19 protein-coding genes are annotated in these 23,341 nt (G+C 62.4%); 12 read left to right on the top strand and 7 right to left on the bottom strand.

Annotated features, from left to right (window positions below; all coding sequences use genetic code 11):
• Positions 1-211 precede the first annotated feature (211 nt).
• The 5 genes from GYA94_RS07680 (at position 212) to GYA94_RS07665 (ending at position 3,001) form a co-directional block, all read left to right on the top strand.
• Positions 212-439: a hypothetical protein gene (locus tag GYA94_RS07680; protein ID WP_054903892.1), complete on the top strand. Its 228-nt coding sequence runs from the start codon at positions 212-214 to the stop codon at positions 437-439.
• Positions 440-743: 304 nt separating this feature from the next.
• Positions 744-1,199, top strand: coding sequence for a GFA family protein (locus GYA94_RS07675; RefSeq protein WP_161892047.1), 456 nt, complete (start codon positions 744-746; stop codon positions 1,197-1,199).
• 354 nt (positions 1,200-1,553) lie between these two features.
• A complete protein-coding gene (locus tag GYA94_RS28115) occupies positions 1,554-1,682 on the top strand; it encodes a hypothetical protein (RefSeq protein ID WP_255326904.1) in 129 nt (42 codons plus the stop codon).
• The gene (locus GYA94_RS07670) at positions 1,675-1,902 is read left to right on the top strand and encodes a hypothetical protein (protein ID WP_161892046.1); all 228 of its coding nucleotides are present in this window, start codon (positions 1,675-1,677) and stop codon (positions 1,900-1,902) included. The genes GYA94_RS28115 and GYA94_RS07670 overlap by 8 nt, the downstream gene beginning before the upstream one ends.
• 400 nt (positions 1,903-2,302) lie before the next feature.
• On the top strand, positions 2,303-3,001 hold the full coding sequence (locus GYA94_RS07665) for a hypothetical protein (protein ID WP_009686076.1): 699 nt from the start codon (positions 2,303-2,305) through the stop codon (positions 2,999-3,001).
• 47 nt (positions 3,002-3,048) lie between these two features.
• On the opposite strand, the gene GYA94_RS07660 is transcribed toward GYA94_RS07665, so the two are convergent.
• Together GYA94_RS07660 and GYA94_RS07655 are read right to left on the bottom strand one after the other, a co-directional pair.
• Positions 3,049-4,434, bottom strand: a complete 1,386-nt coding sequence (locus GYA94_RS07660; RefSeq protein ID WP_161892045.1) for a GntP family permease — start codon at positions 4,432-4,434, stop codon at positions 3,049-3,051.
• Positions 4,435-4,663: 229 nt separating this feature from the next.
• Entirely contained in the window at positions 4,664-6,139 is a 1,476-nt protein-coding gene (locus GYA94_RS07655; RefSeq protein ID WP_009686078.1) for a PAS domain S-box protein, read from the bottom strand.
• Positions 6,140-6,343: 204 nt separating this feature from the next.
• Here GYA94_RS07655 and GYA94_RS07650 point away from each other — a divergent pair, with 204 nt between their 5' ends.
• A complete protein-coding gene (locus GYA94_RS07650; protein WP_009686079.1) occupies positions 6,344-7,330 on the top strand; it encodes a hypothetical protein in 987 nt (328 codons plus the stop codon).
• Between the two features lie 76 nt (positions 7,331-7,406).
• Positions 7,407-7,586: a CsbD family protein gene (locus GYA94_RS07645; RefSeq protein ID WP_029884902.1), complete on the top strand. Its 180-nt coding sequence runs from the start codon at positions 7,407-7,409 to the stop codon at positions 7,584-7,586.
• Between the two features lie 76 nt (positions 7,587-7,662).
• Here GYA94_RS07645 and GYA94_RS07640 read toward each other — a convergent pair whose 3' ends face one another.
• A complete protein-coding gene (locus GYA94_RS07640; protein ID WP_161892044.1) occupies positions 7,663-8,484 on the bottom strand; it encodes an amino acid ABC transporter permease in 822 nt (273 codons plus the stop codon).
• Positions 8,481-9,302, bottom strand: coding sequence for an ABC transporter substrate-binding protein (locus tag GYA94_RS07635; RefSeq protein WP_009686082.1), 822 nt, complete (start codon positions 9,300-9,302; stop codon positions 8,481-8,483). Before GYA94_RS07635 ends, GYA94_RS07640 begins: the two co-directional genes overlap by 4 nt.
• A 118-nt stretch (positions 9,303-9,420) precedes the next feature.
• Here GYA94_RS07635 and GYA94_RS07630 point away from each other — a divergent pair, with 118 nt between their 5' ends.
• Both GYA94_RS07630 and GYA94_RS07625 read left to right on the top strand, forming a co-directional pair.
• A complete protein-coding gene (locus tag GYA94_RS07630; protein ID WP_174824174.1) occupies positions 9,421-10,305 on the top strand; it encodes a homocysteine S-methyltransferase family protein in 885 nt (294 codons plus the stop codon).
• 164 nt (positions 10,306-10,469) lie between these two features.
• A complete protein-coding gene (locus GYA94_RS07625; protein WP_161892042.1) occupies positions 10,470-12,443 on the top strand; it encodes a BCCT family transporter in 1,974 nt (657 codons plus the stop codon).
• Positions 12,444-12,449: 6 nt separating this feature from the next.
• Here the strand turns inward: GYA94_RS07625 and GYA94_RS07620 are convergent, their stop codons facing one another.
• The 3 genes from GYA94_RS07620 to GYA94_RS07610 form a co-directional block, all read right to left on the bottom strand.
• Entirely contained in the window at positions 12,450-13,406 is a 957-nt protein-coding gene (locus tag GYA94_RS07620; protein ID WP_161892041.1) for an arsenic resistance protein, read from the bottom strand.
• A gap of 319 nt (positions 13,407-13,725) precedes the next feature.
• The gene (gene glyA / locus GYA94_RS07615; protein WP_009686086.1) at positions 13,726-14,979 is read right to left on the bottom strand and encodes a serine hydroxymethyltransferase; all 1,254 of its coding nucleotides are present in this window, start codon (positions 14,977-14,979) and stop codon (positions 13,726-13,728) included.
• Between the two features lie 370 nt (positions 14,980-15,349).
• Entirely contained in the window at positions 15,350-19,180 is a 3,831-nt protein-coding gene (locus tag GYA94_RS07610) for a sensor domain-containing protein (RefSeq protein ID WP_161892040.1), read from the bottom strand.
• A 248-nt stretch (positions 19,181-19,428) separates the two neighbouring features.
• Between GYA94_RS07610 and GYA94_RS07605 the strand changes: the two genes are divergently transcribed.
• The 3 genes from GYA94_RS07605 (at position 19,429) to gdhA (ending at position 23,310) form a co-directional block, all read left to right on the top strand.
• Positions 19,429-19,833: a hypothetical protein gene (locus GYA94_RS07605; RefSeq protein WP_161892039.1), complete on the top strand. Its 405-nt coding sequence runs from the start codon at positions 19,429-19,431 to the stop codon at positions 19,831-19,833.
• Between the two features lie 238 nt (positions 19,834-20,071).
• A complete protein-coding gene (gene ettA / locus GYA94_RS07600; RefSeq protein WP_054913280.1) occupies positions 20,072-21,739 on the top strand; it encodes an energy-dependent translational throttle protein EttA in 1,668 nt (555 codons plus the stop codon).
• A 230-nt stretch (positions 21,740-21,969) separates the two neighbouring features.
• Entirely contained in the window at positions 21,970-23,310 is a 1,341-nt protein-coding gene (gdhA, locus tag GYA94_RS07595; protein ID WP_161892038.1) for an NADP-specific glutamate dehydrogenase, read from the top strand.
• Positions 23,311-23,341 lie beyond the last annotated feature (31 nt).

Here is a 23,341-nt window from a genome sequence, read left to right as displayed (position 1 = left end):
GTTTCCCGGTATTCCTACCCCGCACACAGCTGCCACCCAATCCCGTAGGAAGGATCGTGGTAGCTCCAATCAAAACTTGGAGCTTCATGCATGTTTATCTCAAGCCTGATCTGGATCCTCGCATCCGTTCCCCTCCGTCATTCATTTGCTGCTATGCGTGACCTCGCTGATAGCAATGCCGGCTGTGTCTCAACCCGTTCAGAGGTGCGCCATGTCTGACCAAGAACGCCTCTCCACCCTCCAAAGCTACGCCTGGACCCTCGAACTGCTAGGCGAAGCCTTGGTCCAGCACGACGAAATGCTGGAATGCGAACACAACCCGCGCCTGAGCTTTCGCAATACGGCCGGCATCCACCAGGCGATCCGGATCATCAGCCGGTTGGCCAGCGAGCAGTGTGGCAAGGTAATGGAGCAAGCCGGGCGCGCCTCGACCGATTAGCAGAGTCATGGCTTGCTGGAGGGCGTCGTGGTCGGTTTCACGACCTCGGCCGCCCCGGCGAGAGAGTGCCGTAGCGTGCACATCGTTGATCCGGACGTCTCCACAGCGTCGAGTCTGGTCAAGGAAGGCATGAACACCTGCAGTGCGCTTGCTGTCGTGGCACAGGATTTTCGATCCATACCGCCTGCTTGGTGGGGCAGGGCGACAAATTAAATTCGTAGTACGCTTCAATGACTAGGTATTTCCAATACATCTGGCTTGTTCCCTGAATCGCCAGGTTTGCCTTTCAAACGGGAGAAACGCCATGACGGATAAAAACAACGATAACCGCCCTGTCTACCAAGCAGCGTGCCATTGCGGCACCGTGCGTTTCTCACTGCGGTTGACCGATGGTCTGCGCACCGCACGCAGGTGCAACTGCTCGCTGTGCCGTATGCGCGGGGCGGTGGCGGTGTCGGTCAATCTGGGCGATATCACGGTCACCCAAGGTGAAGAGGCGCTGACGCTCTATCAGTTCCACACCCGGGAAGCCAAGCACTACTTCTGCTCGAAATGCGGCATCTACACCTTCCACCAGCGGCGTTCCTCGCCGGACCAGTATGGGGTGAACGTTGCGTGTATCGACGGGATGAGCCCGTTCGATTTTGCAGAGGTGGCGGTCAGTGAAGGGCGTGCTCATCCCAAGGATCGGGTGAGTGGTGGCGCCGAGGTTGCGGGGTGGGTGCGGTATGCAGCTAACCCGGCCAGTGATCACGGCTGAGGGATGGTCGCTTGCTCTGCGTGTTGCCTATAGCAGGGCGCTCTCCTACGACGCGCGTGCCCATTTCGTACCTGTAGAAACTTGCGAAAACCATCACCCGGGAATAAAGTCCCCCCCGTCGCCGAAGCATCGGCGATGCGACCTTGGCCGGTCGGAATCGGAAGGCGCATCAGCGCCCAATCATCATCGCAGGCGCTTTTTTGTGCTTGCGATGGCGCGTTATGGCGGTGGTGCGCGGGACACCTTCGGGTGTGCCGGGCTCCTTTCGTCCCGGTCGGCCAACCCGCGTACTGCTGCCACCTTAACTTGCTTGGCCGCGAGCGGTGGCAGTTCCATCACGAAAGGAACTCATGCATGACCACCGTAAATCCGTCGCAGATCCGCGTATCCGTTCCCCGCCGTCGTTTATCGACGGGCCTCAATAATCTAGCTGCCGCCAGGCCAGGCTTCATCTCTGGCTCTCTGGAGGTGCGCCATGCCTGATCATGAACGCCTGTCTACCCTCCAAAGCTACGCCTGGACGCTCGAACTGTTAGGCGAGGCCTTGGTCCAGCATGATGAAATGCTGGAGTGCGAACACAACCCACGCCTGAGCTTTCGCAATACTGCCGGCATCCACCAGGCGATCCGGATCATCAGTCGCTTGGCCAGTGAGCAGTGTGGCAAGGTGATTGAGCAAGCCGGGCGTACGCCGGCTGACTAGCGGGGGCCCTGGCTCGTTGGCGGGCATGGGCATCGCCCATGTTCGCGTGAGCCTTTGAGATCTGACTTGCGCCTAAACCGGGCAGGGGTAGGTTTTCAAACATCCCTGGCAGGCCTTACACAGGTCCAGCCCAGCCCGTGCAGGCCAGCTCGAAAAGCACCAGACTGACGCCATAGCGGGTAATGAACGGCGAGTCCGAGGCTGGCAGTGGGGCCGCTTTGCGGCCCATCGCGACGCAAGGTCGCTCCTACAGGGTGAGGTGGCGACGCAAGGGAATAGCAAATGGCCCAAGTTGAGTGGAACGCTTGCGCCGCTCTCGGGCATGGTAATCAGGCAAGGCGCGCTGCCAGCACTTTGCAGTAACCATTCACTGGCCAATGCCAACTGCCGAGGATTTTGCATGGATCAGAACAGAGACAGCCTGAAAACAACCAACCCTATCGCCGGGCTGCCGGGGGCAGTATTCGAGAAAGCCTGGGAGGTGCGTTGGGCCCTGAAACTCACCTACGTGTGCCTGTTCATGGATATGGCTTTCATGACAGCCCTGGGGACCACTCTGCTGGATTTCTCGGGGGACATGGCTACGGTCTGGGGGAATATCGGGCGGATCTTTGTGAGTGTCGTGGTGTTTTGCCTGGCCGTGTCGGTGTGCGTTCCAGTGCTTGCGCAGGTCGCGGTCATGCTTGGTTCCTACATCCCTTGGCACTGGCTACAGAGCCGGCGCGATTACTCCCTGCTGCACAATCACGTGACCTATAGCGCCTTGAAAGAGCACAGTCTTCGTGAAGGCAATGAGTTCCTGTTCAACTACTGGCGCAGCAAGAGCCAGCAACGGGAGGTGTGGCGTCAGCAGCGCTATCAGGCCGGTGTCCTGGTATTCGGGCTGGTAGTGATGGCCATTGCCAACGCCAATGTCGGGGCGCATTACCAGTTGCCTGGCTTGATGCATCAGGTCACCGAGCTGATTGGCTGGGAGGGCTATCTGGTGCTGGGGGGCATTACGCTCTGCCTGTTGCACTGGGCGTGGTGGGCTGCGGATGAGATTGGCCAGATCTACTACCCGCCCTTGGCAGAAAAGCTGAGGGAGCGTGGCTACTGACGCCAGGGCATGTGAGCCAGGAAAACTGGCTCACCCGCTCACCCGGCTCAGCCCACCGCAACCGCCGCATTCAGCGCCAACACCACGATCAACCCCACCACCGCCACGATCGACTGCACCACCGAGATGGTCTTGGTCGCTTCCCCCATGGTCATGCCAAACGACTCTTTCACCATCCAGAAACCGGCATGGTTGGCGTAGTTGAAGAACAGCGAGCCACAGCCGATGGACAGGGCCAGCAAGGGCAGGTTCAGGCTGGGGTCGGCACCTGCCAAGGGGGCCAGCAGGCCGGCAGCGCCGACGATGCCAACGGTGGCCGAGCCGGTAGACACCGACAGCAGCATGGCGATCAGCCACCCCAGAATCAACGGCGGGAAAGCCGATTGCTGGGTCAGGTGCACGATGGCATCGCCAACCTTGGCGCTGGTCAGCATCTCCTGGAAAGCGCCACCGCCGGCAATGATCATGATGATCGAGGCAATCGGCTTCAGGCTTTTGCCCAGCGCATCGCGCAACTGCTCGGCGTTGCCACCGCGCGCCAGTACCAGGCTGAAGCCTGCGAACAGCACGCCCAGCAGCATGGCGATCAGTGGGTTGCCAAGGAAGCTGGCCAATTCCAGCAGCGCATTGCCCTTGGGCAGCAGCATTTCGGCAACGGCATGCACCAGCATCAGGATCGCCGGCAGCAGCGCGGCCAGCATGCCGATCAATACACCGGGGCGGGGTTGGCCGTCGGCCTGCTCAGCCAGGGTGAACTGGTCCAGCAGTGCCTGATCGGGGCGGGTGCTCATGCGCCGGGAAATGAACATGCCGTACAACGGGCCGCCCAGGATCATGGCAGGGATCGCGGCAAGGAAGCCGTAAAGCATGGTCGGCCCGACCGAGGTCTTGAGCACGGCAATGGCGGTCAGTGGGCCAGGGTGCGGAGGGACCATGCCATGCATGGCCGCCAAGGCGGAAATCACCGGCACCCCCACGTACACATAGGCAGAGCCCTTGAAGCGCGCCTTGCCCTCCAGCTTGCGTGCCACGCTGAAAATCAACGGCAGCATGATCACCAGGCCCACCTCGAAGAACATCGGGATGCCGATGACGAAGGCCACCAGCATCATCGCCCAGGGGATCAGCCGGTCGGGGGTGCGTTTGAGGATCACATCGGCGACCTCTTCGGTAACGCCAGCATCCGCCAGGATCTTGCCCAGCATGGCGCCAAGGGCAATCACCACCCCGACCGCACCCAGTGTCTTGCCCGCACCGGTGAGCAGGTGCGAAACGATACTGCCGGGTTGCATATGGGTCGCGAAGCCCACGCCAATGGACACCACCAGCAGGGCCAGAAGCGGGTGCATCTTCAGGCGCGACACGATCAGCGCCACCAGCACCAGAACACTGACCAGGGCGGTCAGCAACAGCTGAATATCTAAGGGAGTCATGCAAGGAGTCTCTGTTGGGCAGGCGCGTCAGTGGCAAACGGAAGGTGCACGCAGGACAAGCAATTGTGCGGCATGCAAAGGCGTCAGGGCGGGGAGTGCGATCATGAAACGATTCACCTTGTTATTTGGTCATCTATATGAATCTGCCCAGAGTATTTGCGGTCAACCCGGATACTGTCAAGGGTGGGCCCTGGCAGCCGCGGCGCCAAGCCCAGCCGCGAACAACCCATCAGGTACTGAACAAACGCCGTTCCCGCGCCCACACGATCGCTTCACTGCGGCTGTGCACATCGAGCTTGGAATAAACCGTTGCCACGTGGTTGCGCACCGTGTTCAGCGCCAGGTTCAGGCGCGCCGCAATCTCCTTGTCGGCCAGCCCTTCGCAGATAAGCGCCAGCACATCCCGCTCGCGGCGGGTAAGGTCGGTGAACGAGGCATCGGGCAACCGGCCGGTGTTGATACGTTTGGCATTGGCCAGCTTCTCGATCAAGGTCTGGCTGAACCACGATGCATCCTGCATGACGGTCTCGATCGCCTCGACCAGTTCCAGCTCCGAGCGCTTGCGCTCGGTGATGTCCATCAGCACCAGCAGGTAGCACGGGGTGTCCAGCAGGCTCACGGTGTCGGCTTGCAGCATGCAGTCGAGCGGGTCGTCACCTTTCTTGCGCAGCTTCACATCCAGCGCCTCGATACGCCCGCTCTTTTCCAGCGCATCGAACACCTGCGCGGCCACCCCGCGGTCGGCAAAGAAGTCGATTTCGGCCACGGTTTTCCCGATCAGCTCCTGGGCGGTGTAGCCCAGGCTGTCGAGGAACGCTTCGTTGGCATCGATCAGTTGCTGCTTGTCGGCGCTGCACAGCAAGGTCGGCACCGGGCTCAGGCGAAACGCCTTGGCAAAGCGCTCTTCACTCTGGCGCAGGGCGTTCTCCGCCTTGCGCCGGGGCTCCAGGTCGGTGAACGAAAACAGCATGCAATCCTCTTCGTGCATGTCCAGCGGCTGCCCGGCCACGATCACCAGCTTGGTGCCGCCTTCCGGCAAGCGCAGCTCGGCCTGCATCTGCGGGATGGTCGCGCCTTCTATCAGGCGCTCGATCGCCAACTCCTTGCGCTCGGCGTTTTCCAGCACGTCCACTTCATACACCGAGCGGCCAATGACGTTTTCCCGCACATGCCCGGTCATTTCCAGAAAGCCCTGGTTCACCTTGATGAAGCGCAAGTCGCTGAGGCGGCAGATAACGGCGGGGGCAGGGTTGGCGTTGAAGGTTTTTTCAAAGCGCTGCTCTGCGCTGGCCCACTCGGTAGCGTCGGCCAGTATCAGCACCAACGATTCGGCCTCGCCCTTGCTGTCTTCCAGCACCATGCTGCGCACCCGGTGTACCCGGCTGCGCGCCTCCTCATCGCCAACCGGCGAAACCTCGACCACGACATCGCTGAACACCTGCCCCGCCGCCACGCGGGCAATGGGGTACTGGTCGGCTTCCAGTGGATGGTTGTTGCGGTAGCGCAGGGCAAAGCGCTGGCGATAACCCTCGGCGTCCCCGCCCAGCTGTTCCAGGCTGTCGACCCCGTGCATGCGCAGGGCGGCTTCGTTGGCCCAGATGATGGTCTGGTCCACTTCCAGCAGCATCACGCCATCCGAAAGCCCGGCAATTATCTGCTGCAGCTGGCGGCGGTTGGTTTCACGGGCAAGCACGGCGTCGCTCATGGGCGTCCCCCGGTCGGTAGTGGCTGGTGTGGTGACTGGCGTTGAGCATAAACGCAGCAGGCACCGGCAGATTGGTGCCAATGCACTAGTGCGGGTGGGGCAGATGCATCAATACACCCTTGCATGGGACCCGCAAACTGGCCATGACGTTGCATCAGGCACCCGTGGCCGGTGCAGCCAGTTCCCATTGACGAGGATGCATAGATGACTGAAGCCTATGTAAGCACCCCGGCAAATGCCGTGAGCCCGCTGCGGGTGTCGTGGAGTGCAGTTTTCGCCGGGGGGGCCATTGCCTTGGCTACCTACCTGGTACTCAGTGTGCTGGGCACCGCCATCGGGGCCGGGGCCGTTGACGCGATGGCCGATGGCAACCCGCTGCGTGGTTTTGGCACCGGTGCGGGGGTGTGGTTGTTCGTCAGCACCCTGGTTTCGGTCGCCGCCGGTGCCTGGGTTGCCGGCCGCACGGCGCCGGGCCGCGGTGGCCTGCATGGCCTGTTGAGCTGGACGGTGACCACATTGCTGGCGACCTGGCTGCTGGCTTCGCTGGCCGGGGGCGTGGTCGGCACTGCCGGCAATATTGCCGGTAAAGGCCTGTCGCTTGCCGCGGATGGTGTGGCTGCCGCCGCACCGGCAGTCGGCCAAGGCATCAAAGAGCGCCTGGGTAAGCAGGGCATCTCGCTCGACTGGGACAGCCTGGAAGCGGAGCTGAACAAGACTCTGCAACAGTCCGGCAAGGCGGAACTGAACCCGTCGAACCTGGAGCAGCAGGCCGATCAGGCGCAGGCGCAGGGTGAGTCGGCGGGCCGTATTGCCGCCGAGGACCCGACCCAGGCCGTTGACCAGCTCAAGCAATGGTTCGACCGGGTACGCAAGGCCGGTGAGCCTGCGCTGAGCGCGGCAGACAAGCAGGCCCTGGTCAACATCGTGGCGGCGCGCACAGGCAAGAGCCAGCAGGAGGCCCAGCAGATCGTGGATAACTATGCCCGTGCCTACCAGCAAGCCGCCGAGCAGGTGCAAGTGCTCAAAGACCAGGCAGAGCAACAGGCGCGTGAAGCTGCCCAGGTGGCGGCCAGCAACGTGTCCAAAGCCGCCTGGGGCACGCTGGTAACCCTGCTGCTTGGCGCTGCCTTGAGCGTTGTGGCAGGCCGCTTCGCCCTGTCGTCACGCAAGACCCGGGTCGTGAATGTGTGATCACCCGCCCAGGTCTGCCCGTTTCACTGGTGTAACCCCAACCCACATGTACGGATGTCGTTGAAGGAGAAAAACCATGAGCAGCACGTCTGACAAAGTCAAAGGCATGGCCAACGAAGTGGTTGGCAAGGTCAAGCAAGCCGTCGGTAAAGCGACTGGCAATACCGAGCTGGAGGTAAAGGGCAAGGTGCAGGAGAAAAAGGGTGAAGCCCAACAAGTGGTGGGCGATGTGAAGGACGCCGTCAGCAAGGACTAGCCGACTGTCGCCCCTCCCACCAGCGGTCGCCTTCGGGCGACCGCTCTTGCATGTGCCCGCTGCGCCCAGGCACTGCTCAGCGCTGGTACGCCTTGCCGAAGTGCCGTTCCAGGCGCGCTTGCACCAGCTCCAGCAGAATCGACAGTACCCAGTAGATGATTGCCGCGGTGGTCAGCATTTCCAGGTAACGGTAGCTGGAGCGCCCGTACGACTGGGCCAGGAACATCACTTCCCACACCCCCATCACCGAAATCAGCGATGAATCCTTGAGCATCGAGATGAACTGGTTGGCCGTGGGCGGAATGATTACCCGCATGGCCTGGGGCAGCACGATGTAGCAGAACGTCTGCGGCGGGCGCATGCCCAGCGCCAGCGCCGCTTCGCTCTGGCCTCGCGCCACGCCGAGAATGCCGGCGCGGAAGATTTCACTGAGGTAGGCGCCGTAGTTCAGCGACAACGCAATGATGCCCGCGCTGATTGCACCCGGTACCAGGCCGACCTGTGGCAGGCCCAGGTAAATCAGCAGAATCTGGATAAGCAGCGGCGTACCGCGGAAGAACGACGTGTAGAAACTGGCGATACCGACCAGCACCGCACTGCCGGACAAGCGCGCCAGGGCTGCGGCAAAGCCCAGCAGCACCGAGACCACCATCGAGCACAGGCACAGGAACAGGGTCAGCGCTGCGCCTTGCAAAAAGCCGTTAGGGCCCAGTTTGAAGCCGGCGAGGTTGGGGAACTTCTCCACAATGATCGCAAACTTCAGGTCGAAGCTGAGGAAGAACGCCACGAACAGACCGAACAGCGCCAGCCAGGTCAGCAGCAGCCGGGTGCGAAAGCCGAACAGGCTGGCGCCCGTGGCTTTGGCCGCGGGCTTGGGGGAAGAAGGGAAGGTGCTCATTTGCTGATATCGGCGCCAATCCATTTCTGCGACAGCTTGGCCAGCGTGCCATCGGCTTTCAGTTCGGCAAATACCTGGCGCACCTTGGCATCCCATTCAGGGTCGCCTTTTTCGATGGCCACCGAGTTGGGCTCTTCATACAGTGGGGCACCGGCCAGCTTGAAGCGCTTGTCCTGGGTCAGGCGCGGCTGCGCGGTCACCAGGTTGGTAAGAATGGCATCCAGACGTACGCCGGCGCCCAGGCCCAGGTCCTGGAAGGCGACGTTGTCGGTGTCGTAAGGCGCAATCTGCACAAAGTCGAAGGGGTAGTCGATCTTCTGGTCTTCCTTGCCTTCGATCACCAGGTTCTTGTTCAGGTAACTCTCGTAGCTGGAGGCGCTGGTCAAGCCTACCTTGCGCCCATCCAGGTCCTTGGCCCCGTGAATGCGCTCATCCTTGGCATTGACCACGATCACCGCCGGCGATGCGTAGTACTCCACCGGGAAGTCGAACACTTCGGCGCGCGCCTTGCTGGGCGTCATCGAGCAGATGCAGATGTCGTAGCGGCCGCTCCAGCGGCCGGCGGCGATCACGTCCCACGACGGGGTTTCCAGGCGCAGCTTCACGCCAAGCTTGTCGGCCACAGCCTTGGCCACATCCACGTCGAAGCCGTCGAGTTGGTTCTGATCATTGAGGAAGGAGAACGGCGGGTAGCTCTCCATCAACACGTTGACCATTTCCTTGCGCGATTCAACCCGCTCCAGCGTGGTACCTGCCAGGGCCTGGGACGCAGTGGCGAGCAACACGAGGCCCGCGCCGAGCACAGTAGAAAAGCGCATGTACATACCTGAAAAGTTTGCCAAAAAAGAGAAAGTGTATTTAATAGTTATAAACCTTTCTCTCATAATGAATTTTATTCATAAGTACCTTCAGAGTAGTTATATGACACAGCGCGCGATGGTTATTCTCGACGGCGGCATGGGCCGTGAACTGCAGCGCAGCGGCGCACCGTTTCGCCAGCCCGAATGGTCGGCGCTGGCGCTGACCGAGGCGCCCGAGGCCGTGGTAGGGGTGCATGCGGCGTTCATTGCCGCGGGTGCCCAGGTCATTACCAGCAACAGCTATGCGGTCGTGCCGTTCCACATTGGCGAGCAACGTTTTGCTACAGAAGGCCAGCAACTGGCCAATACCGCCGGCCAGCTGGCGCGTCATGCCGCCGATAACGCTGCACACCCGGTCAAGGTAGCGGGTTCGCTGCCACCGCTGTTCGGCTCTTACCGCCCCGACCTGTTCCAGCCTGAGCGGGTCGAAGAAGTATTGAAGCCGCTGCTCGCCGGCCTGGCGCCACACGTTGACCTGTGGCTGGCTGAAACCCAGAGCGCCATCGCCGAAGTACGTGCCATCCACGCGCACCTGCCCAAAGACGACCGCCCGTTCTGGGTGTCGTTCACTTTGCAGGACGAGGACGTGGATACGGTGCCGCGCCTGCGTTCCGGTGAGCCGGTGGCTGATGCCGTGCAAGCGGTAGTCGGGCTGGGCGCCGCAGCGGTGCTGTTCAACTGCAGCCAGCCGGAAGTAATCGGCGCGGCCATTGACGTCGCCCGTGCCGTTATCGGCCAGCAAGGCGCAGAGGTGGCCATCGGTGCCTACGCCAACGCCTTCCCCCCGCAGCCCAAAGAGGCTACCGCCAACGACGGGCTGGACGAGCTGCGAGAAGACCTGGACCCACCGGGCTACCTCGCCTGGGCCAAGGACTGGCGTGAACGCGGCGCCAGCATGGTGGGCGGCTGCTGCGGCATTGGCCCCGAGCACATTGCCGAGCTGAAGCGTCACCTCGGCTGACAGGTTCAAAGCCTTCTGTACGGCAAGCGAAGCGGCTAAGTTTTGGAATTGCTGGAACTGACGGTAAGGTTTCAGCATCTTCCATGCATCATGCGCCACGGGCAGTCGTGTTCGGACTGCCCAATGATGGAGCGCAGCGCTGAACGCCCGAAGGAGTAACGCCTATGCCTGAAAACCAGAAACGCAGGAGCACCATCAACCCACCTGTCTTTTTCACCAGTGCAGTACTGGTGCTGTTACTGGTGTTGTACGCCACAGTGTTCCAGGCGCATGCCCAAAGCGTCTTCGAGCATGTTCAGCAGTGGATCGTCACCAATGCAGCTTGGTTCTACATCCTCACCGTCGCACTGGTGCTGATCAGCGTCGTTTTCCTGGCCGTAAGCCGCTATGGCGACATCAAGCTGGGCCCGGACCATAGCGAGCCCGACTACCCCAACAAAAGCTGGTTCGCCATGCTGTTCTCTGCCGGTATGGGCATCGGCTTGATGTTCTTCGGTGTAGCCGAACCGGTGATGCACTTCATCAACCCGCCGGTGGGTGACCCCAATACCGTAGCCGCCGCCCGCGAAGCCATGAACATCACCTTCTTCCACTGGGGCCTGCATGCCTGGGCGATCTACGCCATCGTGGCGTTGATCCTGGCCTACTTCAGTTTCCGCAACGGGCTGCCGCTTACCCTGCGCTCGGCGCTGTACCCCTTGATCGGCGAGCGTATCTACGGCCCTATCGGCCATGCAGTGGACATCTTCGCCATCCTGGGCACGGTATTTGGCGTCGCCACCTCGCTGGGCTACGGCGTGCTGCAGATCAACAGCGGGCTGAACCAGTTGTTCGGCCTTCCGATCAGCACCTCGGTGCAGGTCATTCTTATTGCCGTTACCTGTGCATTGGCCACGCTGTCGGTGGCCAGCGGCCTGGACAAGGGCATCCGTATCCTGTCGGAGCTCAACCTGGGCCTCGCCGTGGTCCTGATGCTTTTCGTGCTGGCGGTAGGCCCTACGGTATTCCTGCTGCAGGCCTATGTGCAGAACACAGGGGCCTACCTGTCCGATATCGTCAACAAGACGTTCAACCTGTTTGCCTACGAACCCACCGACTGGATTGGCGGCTGGACCTTGCTCTACTGGGGCTGGTGGTTGTCCTGGTCGCCCTTCGTGGGGCTGTTCATTGCGCGCATTTCCCGTGGGCGCACCATTCGCGAGTTTGTGTGTGGCGTGCTGTTCGTCCCTGCCGGCTTCACGTTGCTGTGGATGACCGTGTTTGGCGACTCGGCCATCCATATGATCCTGCACGGCGGTGTCAAGGACCTGGCCACGGTGGTGGATCAGGACAGCTCGCTGGCCTTGTTCGCGTTCCTCGAGCACTTCCCCTGGTCTACGGCCATCTCGATGCTGGCAGTGCTGATGGTGGTCGTGTTCTTCGTTACCTCGGCCGACTCGGGTGCGCTTGTCGTGGATATGCTGGCGTCCTCCGGCAGGGGCCATTCACCGCTCTGGCAGCGCGTGTTCTGGTCGGTCACCATGGGCGCGGTGGCCATTGCCCTGCTGCTGGCCAACGGCCTGAAAGCACTGCAGGCGGCCACCATTGCCAGCGCCTTGCCGTTCGCGATCATCCTGCTGTTTTCCATCTGGGGGTTGTTCAAGGCCCTGGGGCTGGACGCCACACGGCGTGGGCTGCGCACCCAGGCACTGCCAGGTCAGCGGCAGGGCCGTCAGAACCACGGCGGCTGGCAGCGCCGCTTGCGCAACATCGCCATGATGCCGCGCAGGGCGCACGTTACCCGCTTCATCGCCGATGTGGTCAAGCCCGCGTGCGAAGAAGTGGCGCAGGAACTGCGCAAACAAGGCTATGAGGTGACCGTGGATGAGCGTGAAGACGGCCGCGTCACGCTCGAGCTATCCCATTCCGGGGAAGGGCGCTTCAAGTACGAGGTACGCCCCCGGGCATTCAATACGCCGAGCTTCGTCATGCGCGACGCCGATGACAACAGCGATGCGCGCAAATACTTCCGGGCAGAGGTGTACCTGCGCGAAGGCGGGCAGGACTACGATGTGATGGGCTGGAGCCGTGAGGATGTGATCGGCGACATCCTCGACCAGTACGAGCGCCACCTGCATTACCTGCACGTGGTGAGCTGATGCTGTTTACGTGCGGGCGATCGCCGGAATCGCCCGCACGTAGACCAGCTCGCAGACCAGTTCGACCAATGTCTGGGTAATCACCGCCGCTGCCGCCAGCGTGCGCCACTGCTCTGGCAAGGCGAGCGCCAGCGGCAACACCACCAGCGAGTTGCGCGTCGCCGCACTGAACATCACGGCGCGCTTCTGCTGTGCCGGCAAGCCCAGCAGCCTCGCTGCTGCCCAGCCGATGGCCGGTGCCACCAGCGCAAAGCCCAGGTAAACCGGCACTACGGGCAGCAGTTGCGGCAGGTCGTGCAACACGATCCGGATCTGTGAAGCGATCACCACGAACAGCACCAGCGCCATCGCCGGTACGGGCATCCAGGCCCAGGCATCGTTCCATCGGCTCACCCCCCGCCACTTGCCGACCAGGGCACTGGTCCACACGGCCAAGGCCAACGGCACGACGATCATCGCCACGAACGCCTGCACGAAGGGCCCTATCGCCAGGTTCAACGCCTGGCCAGCGTCGAGCATGAGCGCCAGGTAAAACGGCAACAGCAGCAGTTGCAGCAGCAACAGCACGGGGGTGGCGGCCAGCATGAGCCGCGCATCGCCTTTGCCCATGTGTGTGAACACCACCACATAGTCGATGCAAGGTGCCAGCAGTACCAGCAGGGCGCCTGCCAGCAAGGCCGGCTGGCCCGTCAGCCCGCGCGTCAGGCCCCACACCAGCAAGGGCACCAGCACGAAATTGGCCAGCAGCAAGGCAACCGTGAAGCGTCGATTGGCCAGGCTCGCGCGCAGGTGCAGAAAGGGTATCTGCAAGAACATGGCGTACATCAGCACGGCGATGGCGGGTGTGATCAGCACTTCCAGCACTGAAGCACCCCCACTGGCGAAAACGCCGAAAGCGCAGGCCGCCAGCACGGTGGCGAAATAGATGAGCGTTTGCCGGGTTTCGAGTTGGTCTCTGGTCAAGGCGCTACCTGCTGAAAAAAAATGGCAGCGCCGGTCTTGCAATGCGGCGAAGCGCGAACGTGCTGCGCCGCAAGCCATGTGTAAATCCGGCGCGCAAAAAAACCCGGCATTGAGCCTAATGCCTGTCAGTTAAGCGTTACTGGGGCTGCTTTGCAGCCCTTCGCGGGCACGCCCGCTCCCACACGTTTGGCGCTGAACTCAAGAGATGCGCGATCCCCTGTGGGAGCGGGCGTGCCCGCGAAGGGTCGCAAAGCGGCCCCAAATTACTTAACTGACTGGCATTAGGCCTCGAGCCGGGTTTTCCTCTGGCGAGCAGCGATCAGTTGCCGTAAACCGGCAGCTTCTTGCAGATGGCCTTGACCTTTTCACGCACGGCATCGATCACCGCTTCGTTGTTCAGGTCAGCCAGGATGTCGCAGATCCAGCCAGCCAGTTCCTTGCACTCGGCTTCCTTGAAGCCACGGGTGGTGACGGCTGGGGTGCCGAAACGCAGGCCCGAGGTGACGAACGGCGAACGTGGGTCGTTGGGTACCGAGTTCTTGTTGACGGTGATGTAGGCTTTGCCCAGGGCAGCGTCCGCATCTTTACCGGAGATTTCCTGCTTGATCAGCGACAGCAGGAACAGGTGGTTCTGGGTACCGCCAGACACCACGTCGAAACCACGCTCGATGAACACTTCGGCCATGGCCTGGGCGTTTTTCACGACCTGCTGCTGGTAAGCCTTGAACTCAGGCTGCAGGGCTTCCTTGAAGCAGATAGCCTTGGCGGCGATGACGTGCTCCAGCGGGCCGCCCTGGGCGCCAGGGAACACGGCGGAGTTCAGCTTCTTCTCGATTTCTTCGTTCTTGCGCGCCAGGATCAGGCCGCCGCGTGGGCCGCGCAGGGTCTTGTGCGTGGTGGTGGTGACCACGTCGGCGAACGGTACCGGGTTCGGGTACACGCCAGCGGCAACCAGGCCGGCAACGTGAGCCATGTCGACGAACAGGTAGGCACCCACCTTGTCGGCGATGGCACGGAAGCGGGCGAAGTCCAGCACTTGCGAGTAGGCGGAGAAGCCGGCAACGATCATCTTCGGCTTGTGCTCGACAGCCAGGCGCTCGACTTCGTCATAGTCGATCAGGCCGTTGCCGTCGATGCCGTACTGGATGGCGTTGTACAGTTTGCCCGAGGAGCTTACCGAAGCACCGTGGGTCAGGTGGCCACCGTGGGCCAGGCTCATGCCCAGGATGGTGTCACCGGCCGACAGCAGGGCCAGGTAGACAGCAGCGTTGGCCTGGGAGCCAGCGTGCGGCTGGACGTTGGCGTAATCGGCACCGAACAGCTCTTTGGCACGGTCGATGGCCAGTTGCTCGACGACGTCGACGTACTCGCAACCACCGTAGTAGCGCTTGCCCGGGTAGCCTTCGGCGTACTTGTTGGTCAGCACCGAGCCCTGGGCTTCCATGACAGCCGGGCTGGTGTAGTTTTCCGAGGCGATCAGCTCGATATGCTCTTCCTGGCGCAGGGCTTCTTGCTGCATGGCTTCGAAGAGCTCGGCGTCGTACTTGGCAATGGTCAAATCACGGCTGAACATGGCGGTCCTCAAGGATCGGGGTAGTTTGGGGGGGCATTCTAACCGATTGATTCGCGGCTGGCATATGAAGTGGCGTCAAGTCGCGGACCAATGGGTCTCATGTTGCATCCCGCGCCGCGTCTGGGCTGAGCGGGGATTGGAGTTGACTTTGAAGTCCGGTTTCTGGGGGGGCTTTGCGCCCCATCGCCGGCAAGCCGGCTCCCACAGGTTGGCACATGGCTGGAAGTTGGAGCGGTCGGTGTGGGAGCGGGCCCGCCCGCGAAGAACCCGGCGCGGAGGCTGGCACCGGTTACGCCGGTGTTCACGGGCACGCCCGCTCCCACAAGGTCCTCCTAAATCAATAGGTGCGATGAGGCCAGTGCAGGCAGCGTCAATGGAACATGAACAACGTCTCGTTGGCGAACTGGGCCTCGAACTGATGCGCCGGCATCGGGCGCCCGAACAGGTAGCCCTGCACTTCGTCGCACCCGTGCTCGCGCAGGAACTCCAGTTGCTCGTGGGTTTCCACGCCCTCGGCGATGACCGCCAGGTTGAGGCTGTGGGCCATGGCGATGATCGCCCGGGCAATCTGTGCGTCCTGCTCGCCTTCGGGCAGGCCGTCGACGAAGGTGCGGTCGATCTTGAGCACATCAATGGGGAACTGCTTGAGGTAGTTCAGCGACGAGTAGCCGGTGCCGAAGTCATCCACCGCAATGCTCAGGCCAAGGTTCTTCAGGCTGGCCAGTATCTGCAGCGCCTCGTTCACCTCACGCATCAGGATACTCTCGGTCAGTTCCAGCTCCAGGCAGGCCGGCGGTAGCCCGCATTCCTCGAGGATGGTGGCAATCCGGGTGCCCAGCTGGCCATCGGAGAACTGCCGCGCCGAGATGTTCACCGAGACCTTCGGCACCCGCACCTTGGCCTTGTGCCAGGCCTTGAGCTGGCGGCTGGCCTCGCGCAGCACCCAGTCACCCACATCCACCACCAGGCCCAGTTCCTCGATCACCGGGATGAAGTCGCCGGGCGGTACCAGGCCGCGGGTCGGGTGCCGCCAGCGCAGCAGCGCCTCGGCACCGGTCAGGCGTTTGCCATCGCCACTGAACTGCGGCTGGTAGTACAGGATGAACTCGTTCTGCTCCATGGCATGGCGCAAGTCGCTTTCCAGCTCCAGGCGCTCCAGGGCGCTGGCGTTCATCTCGGCCTGGTAGAACTGGAAGTTGTTCTTGCCGCGTTCCTTGGCGTGGTACATGGCGGTGTCGGCGTTTTTCATCAGCTGGCTCAGCTCGCTGCCATCCTGCGGGCTGAGGGCGATGCCGATACTGGCGGTGACGAAGAACTCGCGGTTTTCCAGCACGAACGGCCGCACCAGGCTGGCAAGGATGTTCTCGGCCACATGGATGGCGCGGTTCAAGGCCATTTCCCGGGTCGCGCGCGGTTGCAGCAGCAAGGTGAATTCGTCGCCGCCCATGCGCGCCACGGTGTCGTCGTCGTCCACGCAGGCCAGCAGGCGCAAGGCCATGTCCTTGAGCATGCGGTCGCCGGCGGCATGGCCAAGCGAGTCGTTGATCGGCTTGAAGCGGTCGAGGTCGAGGAACATCAGCACCACCCAGGCCTTTTGCCGCTCGGCCTGTTGCAGGGCGTTGTACAGGCGGTCCTGGAACAGCGTGCGGTTGGGCAGGTGGGTGAGGGCGTCGTAGTAGGCCAGGCGGTGAATGCGTTGCTCGCTGGCCTTGCGCTCGCTGATGTCGGTAAAGAAGCACACGTAGCTGGCCAGATCGCCCTCATCGTCCAGCACTGCGGTGATGCCGACCCAGGCCGGGTAGTGGTCGCCGTCACGGCGCTTGAGCCACACCTCGCCCTCCCAGCTGCCGCGCTGGTGCAGTTGCTTGACCACGTAGCGCAGGTGGCTTTCCTGCTGTTCGTCGACCGTGAGCATGCTGGGCAACTGGTCGAGCACGTCGCTGACGGCGTAGCCGCTGACCCGGCTGAACGCTTCGTTGGCCTGGACGATATAGCCGGCCGGGTCGGTGATGAGAATCGCCGAGGTCGAGTGCTCGAATACCGTCGCGGCCATGCGCAGGTCTTTTTCTGCGCGGCGCTGCTGGCTGATGTCGCGGCCGACCCCCAGCACACCTTCGAAGCGCTGGTCGTCGTCCCACACCAGCACCAGGCGCAGTTCGATCGGGATCTTGCGGCCATCGGCGCGCAGGCAGTCGAACAGGAACAGCTGGGTCGGCAGCTGGCTGCGCAACTGGGCCAACTGCTCGGCGTCGCCCATGGCCTTGCTGACCCGCTCCATCAGGCTGTAGATGCCGGTGAGCTGGGCCGGGTTGGCGATGATCGACTGCCAGCCGTTGGTGAAGATCCACTCGGCCTGGTAGCCCAGCACGCTCTGCACCGACGGGCTGACGTAGTTGAGCTGGAGCAGGCTGTCGGTGGAGAAGATCACGTCGCTGATGCTTTCGGCCAGCATGCGGTAGCGCTGTTCGCTGTCACGCAGCGACTGGCTGGCCTCGATCTGTACGGTGACATCCTTGCCAACGCCGATGATGCGCGTTACCAGGCCTTCGGCGTTGCGGGTCAGTACCTGCTCACGGATGTCGTAGCAGCGCCAACTGCCGTCCCGGTGGCGGAAGCGCAACTGACAGTGCAATTGCTGGTCGTGGCCATTGTTCCGCTGTTGCTGGCGCAAGGCCTGGTAGTGCGCGGCGTCTTCGGGGTGCAGCAGCAGTTCCCAGAAGCGCTCGCCCATGTGTGCCAGCTCGGTACGGTCGTAGCCCAGGGTCTGGCCGAGGTGGCGGTTGCTGAAGATCATCCGCTGGCTGAGCACATCCTGCACGTACAGCTGGTCGGGCACGGTGCGCACCACGTCGGACCAGAAGCTTTCGCGCTCCAGCAGCGACAGTTCGACCTGCTTGCGGCTGGTGATGTCGCTGATGCTCAGGATCACCGCCTGGTAGTCACGCCGTTGTTGCGGCAGGCGCGCCATCAACCACAGGTGCAACTCGCCACCCAGCGGTGACGGCAGGCGTACTTCCAGCTCCAGCACCTGGCGCTGTTCGATCAGCGCGTCGATCAGTTGCATGCCGATGCTGTCGCGGCCATCGCCGGTGCCGTCGATCAACCGCTGCCAGGCGCCTTCATGGCAGTCGATGTTCAGTAACTGGCGGGCCACCTGGTTGACTTCGGTGATCTTCAGTTCCAGCAGCAGGGACCGGCGCAGGCCTGGGTCCAGGGCCAGGCTGTGCTTGAGTGCGGCGCGGTTGCGCAGGTGGTAGCGGTCCAGCTGGCCCGGTAGGCTCGACAAGTCGAGCACGCACAGGGCCACGCCGGTGCCTTCGAAAATTTCCTGGTAGCGCCGGCGGTCTTCCTGCAGCGCACGCTGGCGCCGGCGCATGTTGATCAGGGCCAGCACCGGCAGCAGGGCGCAAAACAACACCAGCAGGCATTTGCCGATCAGCGCCGGCAGCAGCTTCTGTTGCATCAGCTTGGCGTCGAACAGGCCGCGCAGTTGCCAGGTGCTGTTGTCGATGAAGGCCAGCATCACGCTTTGCAGCGGTTCATCGCTGGTAGCGGTGGGGGCATGGCGCTGCAGCACTTCGCCGGTGCGGCTGTTTTCCAGCAGCCACAATGGGTGGGTGCCGCTGTCCAGGTGCAGGGTGAGCTCGCGGTAGTAGTCTGGCGACAGGCGCAGCAGCCAGTAGCCGCGGTCCTGCTCGGTGGCCTGGCGCAGCAGCATGTACAGCGTGTGGTTGTCGGGCGAATTGGAGAAGAAGTACGCACGCCCCTGGTTCAGCGCCAGTAACTCGTCCAGCCACTGCCGGTCCGGGCTGCCGGCCAGGCTGTCGGCGCGCAGCTGCCCGGTGCTGTCCAGCCAGGCCAGGCTTTGCAGGTCGGGCAGGCGCTGGCGCAGGGTATCCACCAGGCTGGGCATGGCTGCGGGCGTCGGCGGGCTGATGTAGGGCTGTACCACATTCACCGCCTGCTGGGCCTTGAACGCCATGTTCAGGTTCAGGTGGTCGGCCATTTCCACGCTGGCATCCAGGCTCTGCGCGCGCAGGTCGGCTTGGGTGTGGTTGAACTGGGCGAACAGTTGCCACAGCAGCAGGCCCAGCAGGATCAGGGCCAGCAGCGCCAACGTGCCCTTGATCGACCCGCGCAGGGTAGAGGCGGGTGCTTCAGGCGCGGAACGCAGTGACGACGGGTGAGTAAGATTGATCAAGCGCTGATCCTGCGATTGGGCTGGCGATGGCAGGGACGAAACGTGCACGGCATGTACCGATGTCCGGCAGTCACACCGTGGTGGCGCACTATAAGGCCGGACACCCGAAACCGGCTAGCATGCCTACGATTATGGCAAAGTGCCAGCCATCTGGACCGATGGCGACTGCCCGCCGGTTCGGCAAGCCCCTGCAACCTGTGCGAGAATGCCGCCCGCTTTACATGACAACGCATCGGAGATGTTCGCTTTTGGTTACTCACTTTTCCTCCAATGGCCTCGATTCCGCCTGTGGGCGTAGCAGTCAGACCCTTGTCAGCACTGCCGTGACCGAGGACGTATCCTGCAAGTCTTGCCAGCGTTCGCTGAGCAAACCTGAAGCGGCCAGTTCGGCCAAGCCCAAGGCCCCGTCGCTGGCTGAACTGCGCAAGACCGCCAAGGCGGCAGCGCCGGCAGTGGCAGTGGCTGCGGCCCACAAGCCTGCAGCCAAGGTGGTCAGCACTGCCCCTGCGGCCGCCAAACCCGCGAATGTTGCCGAGCAGCAGCCTGCCCGCAGCAGTGGCTTCAGCGTGAAGTCTGCCTGGGCCGCGCGCCTGGCCGAGCAGGGTGACCGTTGCCGGTTGCCGCGTGGCAAGGCCCGGCAGCGTCACGTCTGAGCCATCTCGGCAGCTGTGCCGCCCCTTTCGCGGCTAAAGTCGCGAAAGGGCCGCCACAGGCAACACATTCCTCCCATAGATCACACCGGTCCCTGCCCACCATCGCCCCGCCTATGAAACGCCGTGCGATGGCGTAGAATGGTCGCCTTTGTTCACTTACACCCAAACACACATCTCCCTGGCCAGCGCGCCGGGGCGATCGTCGATGTCTTTACTTACCTGATTAGAGGGCTTGGTTTTGGCTCAATACGTCTACACCATGCATCGGCTGAGCAAGGTCGTGCCGCCGAAGCGGGAAATTCTCAAGAACATTTCCCTGTCATTCTTCCCAGGCGCCAAGATTGGCGTGCTCGGCCTGAACGGCGCCGGTAAGTCGACCCTGCTGCGGATCATGGCGGGCGTCGACAAGGAATTCGACGGCGAAGCCCGTCCGATGCCCGACATCAACGTGGGCTACCTGCCCCAGGAACCGCAACTGGACCCGACCAAGACGGTCCGCGAAGTGGTCGAAGAAGCGGTCAGCGTGATCAAGGACGCCCAGGCCCGCCTGGACGAGGTGTACGCTGCCTACGCCGAACCGGATGCCGACTTCGACAAGCTGGCCGCCGAACAGGCCAAGCTGGAAGCCATCCTGCAGGCCGCCGATGGCCACAACCTGGAGCGCCAGCTGGACGTCGCTGCCGACGCCCTGCGCCTGCCGGCCTGGGACGCCCGCATCGAGCACCTGTCCGGTGGTGAGAAGCGCCGTGTGGCCCTGTGCCGCCTGCTGCTGTCGGCCCCCGACATGCTGCTGCTCGACGAACCAACCAACCACCTGGACGCCGACTCGGTGGCCTGGCTGGAGCGCTTCCTGCACGACTTCCCGGGCACGGTGGTGGCGATTACCCACGACCGTTACTTCCTCGACAACGTCGCTGGCTGGATCCTGGAACTGGACCGTGGCGCCGGCATCCCGTACGAAGGCAACTACTCGGGCTGGCTGGAAGCCAAGTCCGAGCGCCTGGCGCAGGAGTCCAAGCAGCAAAGCGCCCATGAAAAGGCCATGAAAGAGGAACTGGAGTGGGTGCGCAAAGGCGCCAAGGCCCGCCAGTCCAAGTCCAAGGCCCGCCTGCAGCGCTTCGAAGAAATGCAGTCGCAGGAATTCCAGAAGCGTAGCGAAACCAATGAGATCTACATCCCGGCCGGCCCACGCCTGGGTGACAAGGTCATCGAGTTCAAGAACGTCACCAAAGGCTATGGCGACCGCGTACTGATCGACAACCTGTCGTTCGCCATGCCAAAAGGCGCGATCGTCGGCGTGATCGGTGGTAACGGTGCTGGTAAGTCCACCCTGTTCCGCATGCTGATGGGCAAGGAACAGCCGGATTCGGGCAGCATCGAAATCGGCGAAACCGTGCAACTGGCTTGCGTCGACCAAAGCCGCGAAGACCTGGACGGCAGCAAGACCGTGTTCCAGCAGGTGTCCGACGGTTCCGACATGATCAAGATCGGCAACTACGAGATCCCGTCGCGTACTTACGTTGGCCGTTTCAACTTCAAAGGCGGCGACCAGCAGAAGTTCGTCAAGGACCTGTCCGGTGGTGAGCGGGGTCGCCTGCACCTGGCGTTGACGCTGAAGGAGGGCGGTAACGTCCTGCTGCTCGACGAACCGTCCAACGACCTGGACGTGGAAACCCTGCGTTCGCTGGAAGAAGCCCTGCTGGACTTCCCGGGCGCCGCGATCGTGATTTCCCACGACCGTTGGTTCCTGGACCGTGTGGCGACCCACATCCTGGCGTACGAAGACGACTCGAACGTGGTGTTCTTCGAGGGTAACTACACCGAGTACGAAGCCGACCGCAAAAAGCGTCTGGGTGACGCTGCTGCCCAACCGCACCGGGTACGGCACAAGAAACTGGCCCAGTAAGCCAGTGTCTTGATGCACAGGAATGGGGCCCTTGGTGGCCCCATTTTTGTGCCTGACGTTTACGGGCCTGGCTGTTTGAAGGTCAGTATTGCGGCCTTTTTTGTATACACTTATATAAAACGCACCAAATAAATTCAAAAAAACGACATGTCGCCCTGTTCCGGTGCGATTGCTTCTTGGTACATTCCCGAAAAACCAATAAGTCCAAAATCTTCGGTGAGATGTCTACCATGATCGAATCTGTCGACAGTTTCCTCGCGCGCCTGCAACTGCGCGACCCAGGCCAGCCCGAGTTTCATCAGGCAGTGGAAGAAGTGCTGCGCACGCTGTGGCCCTTCCTTGAGGCCAACCCTCATTACCTGCAGTCCGGCATCCTGGAGCGTATGGTCGAGCCGGAGCGTGCGATGCTGTTCCGCGTGTCGTGGGTCGATGACCAGGGCAAAGTGCAGGTCAACCGCGGCTACCGTATCCAGATGAGCAGCGCCATCGGCCCGTACAAGGGCGGCTTGCGCTTCCACCCCTCGGTCAACCTCAGCGTGCTGAAATTCCTGGCCTTCGAGCAGGTCTTCAAGAACTCCCTGACTTCGCTGCCCATGGGCGGTGGCAAGGGCGGGTCGGACTTCGACCCCAAAGGCAAGAGCGACGCCGAAGTGATGCGCTTCTGCCAAGCGTTCATGAGCGAGCTGTACCGCCACATCGGCGCCGACTGCGACGTGCCGGCCGGTGACATCGGCGTGGGTGCCCGCGAAATCGGCTTCATGTTTGGCCAGTACAAGCGGCTTGCCAACCAGTTCACCTCGGTACTGACCGGCAAGGGGATGACCTACGGTGGCAGCCTGATTCGCCCCGAAGCCACCGGCTACGGTTGTGTGTATTTCGCCGAGGAAATGCTCAAGCGCCAGGACAAGCGCATCGACGGCCGTCGCGTGGCGGTGTCGGGCTCGGGCAACGTTGCCCAGTATGCCGCGCGCAAGGTCATGGACCTGGGCGGCAAAGTGATCTCCATGTCGGACTCCGAAGGCACGCTGTATGCCGAAGCCGGCCTCACCGATGCCCAGTGGGAAGCATTGATAACGCTGAAAAACGTCAAGCGGGGCCGTATCAGCGAGCTGGCCGAGCAGTTCGGCCTGGAGTTCCGCAAGGGCCAGACCCCTTGGAGCCTGGCATGCGACATCGCCTTGCCGTGCGCCACGCAGAATGAACTGGGCGCCGAAGACGCCCGTACCTTGCTGGCCAACGGCTGTATCTGCGTGGCCGAAGGCGCCAACATGCCGACCACCCTGGAAGCGGTGGATATCTTCCTGGAAGCCGGCATCCTCTATGCCCCGGGCAAAGCATCCAACGCCGGCGGTGTGGCCGTGTCTGGCCTGGAAATGTCGCAGAATGCCATGCGCCTGCTGTGGACTGCCGGCGAAGTGGACAGCAAGCTGCACAACATCATGCAATCGATCCACCATGCTTGCGTGCATTATGGTGAAGAGGCGGATGGCCGGGTCAATTACGTGAAAGGTGCGAACATCGCCGGCTTTGTCAAAGTGGCGGATGCGATGTTGGCTCAGGGCGTGGTTTGATCCGGGATCGCAGGGGGCCGCTTTGCGGCCC

The organism is Pseudomonas juntendi (genome assembly GCF_009932375.1).
Classification (GTDB): domain Bacteria; phylum Pseudomonadota; class Gammaproteobacteria; order Pseudomonadales; family Pseudomonadaceae; genus Aquipseudomonas; species Aquipseudomonas juntendi.
The sequence above is the reverse complement of the archived record's forward strand: the minus strand, read 5'-3'. Positions and strand labels throughout refer to the sequence as shown.

Excerpts from the sequence above, each read along its gene's own strand:
- GYA94_RS07680 (WP_054903892.1), top strand. The coding sequence starts at position 212 with ATGTCTGACCAAGAACGCCTCTCCACCCTCCAAAGCTACGCCTGGACC.
- GYA94_RS07675 (WP_161892047.1), top strand. The coding sequence starts at position 744 with ATGACGGATAAAAACAACGATAACCGCCCTGTCTACCAAGCAGCGTGC.
- GYA94_RS28115 (WP_255326904.1), top strand. The coding sequence starts at position 1,554 with ATGACCACCGTAAATCCGTCGCAGATCCGCGTATCCGTTCCCCGCCGT.
- GYA94_RS07670 (WP_161892046.1), top strand. The coding sequence starts at position 1,675 with ATGCCTGATCATGAACGCCTGTCTACCCTCCAAAGCTACGCCTGGACG.
- GYA94_RS07665 (WP_009686076.1), top strand. The coding sequence starts at position 2,303 with ATGGATCAGAACAGAGACAGCCTGAAAACAACCAACCCTATCGCCGGG.
- GYA94_RS07660 (WP_161892045.1), bottom strand. The coding sequence starts at position 4,434 with ATGACTCCCTTAGATATTCAGCTGTTGCTGACCGCCCTGGTCAGTGTT.
- GYA94_RS07655 (WP_009686078.1), bottom strand. The coding sequence starts at position 6,139 with ATGAGCGACGCCGTGCTTGCCCGTGAAACCAACCGCCGCCAGCTGCAG.
- GYA94_RS07650 (WP_009686079.1), top strand. The coding sequence starts at position 6,344 with ATGACTGAAGCCTATGTAAGCACCCCGGCAAATGCCGTGAGCCCGCTG.
- GYA94_RS07645 (WP_029884902.1), top strand. The coding sequence starts at position 7,407 with ATGAGCAGCACGTCTGACAAAGTCAAAGGCATGGCCAACGAAGTGGTT.
- GYA94_RS07640 (WP_161892044.1), bottom strand. The coding sequence starts at position 8,484 with ATGAGCACCTTCCCTTCTTCCCCCAAGCCCGCGGCCAAAGCCACGGGC.
- GYA94_RS07635 (WP_009686082.1), bottom strand. The coding sequence starts at position 9,302 with ATGCGCTTTTCTACTGTGCTCGGCGCGGGCCTCGTGTTGCTCGCCACT.
- GYA94_RS07630 (WP_174824174.1), top strand. The coding sequence starts at position 9,421 with ATGGTTATTCTCGACGGCGGCATGGGCCGTGAACTGCAGCGCAGCGGC.
- GYA94_RS07625 (WP_161892042.1), top strand. The coding sequence starts at position 10,470 with ATGCCTGAAAACCAGAAACGCAGGAGCACCATCAACCCACCTGTCTTT.
- glyA (WP_009686086.1), bottom strand. The coding sequence starts at position 14,979 with ATGTTCAGCCGTGATTTGACCATTGCCAAGTACGACGCCGAGCTCTTC.
- gdhA (WP_161892038.1), top strand. The coding sequence starts at position 21,970 with ATGATCGAATCTGTCGACAGTTTCCTCGCGCGCCTGCAACTGCGCGAC.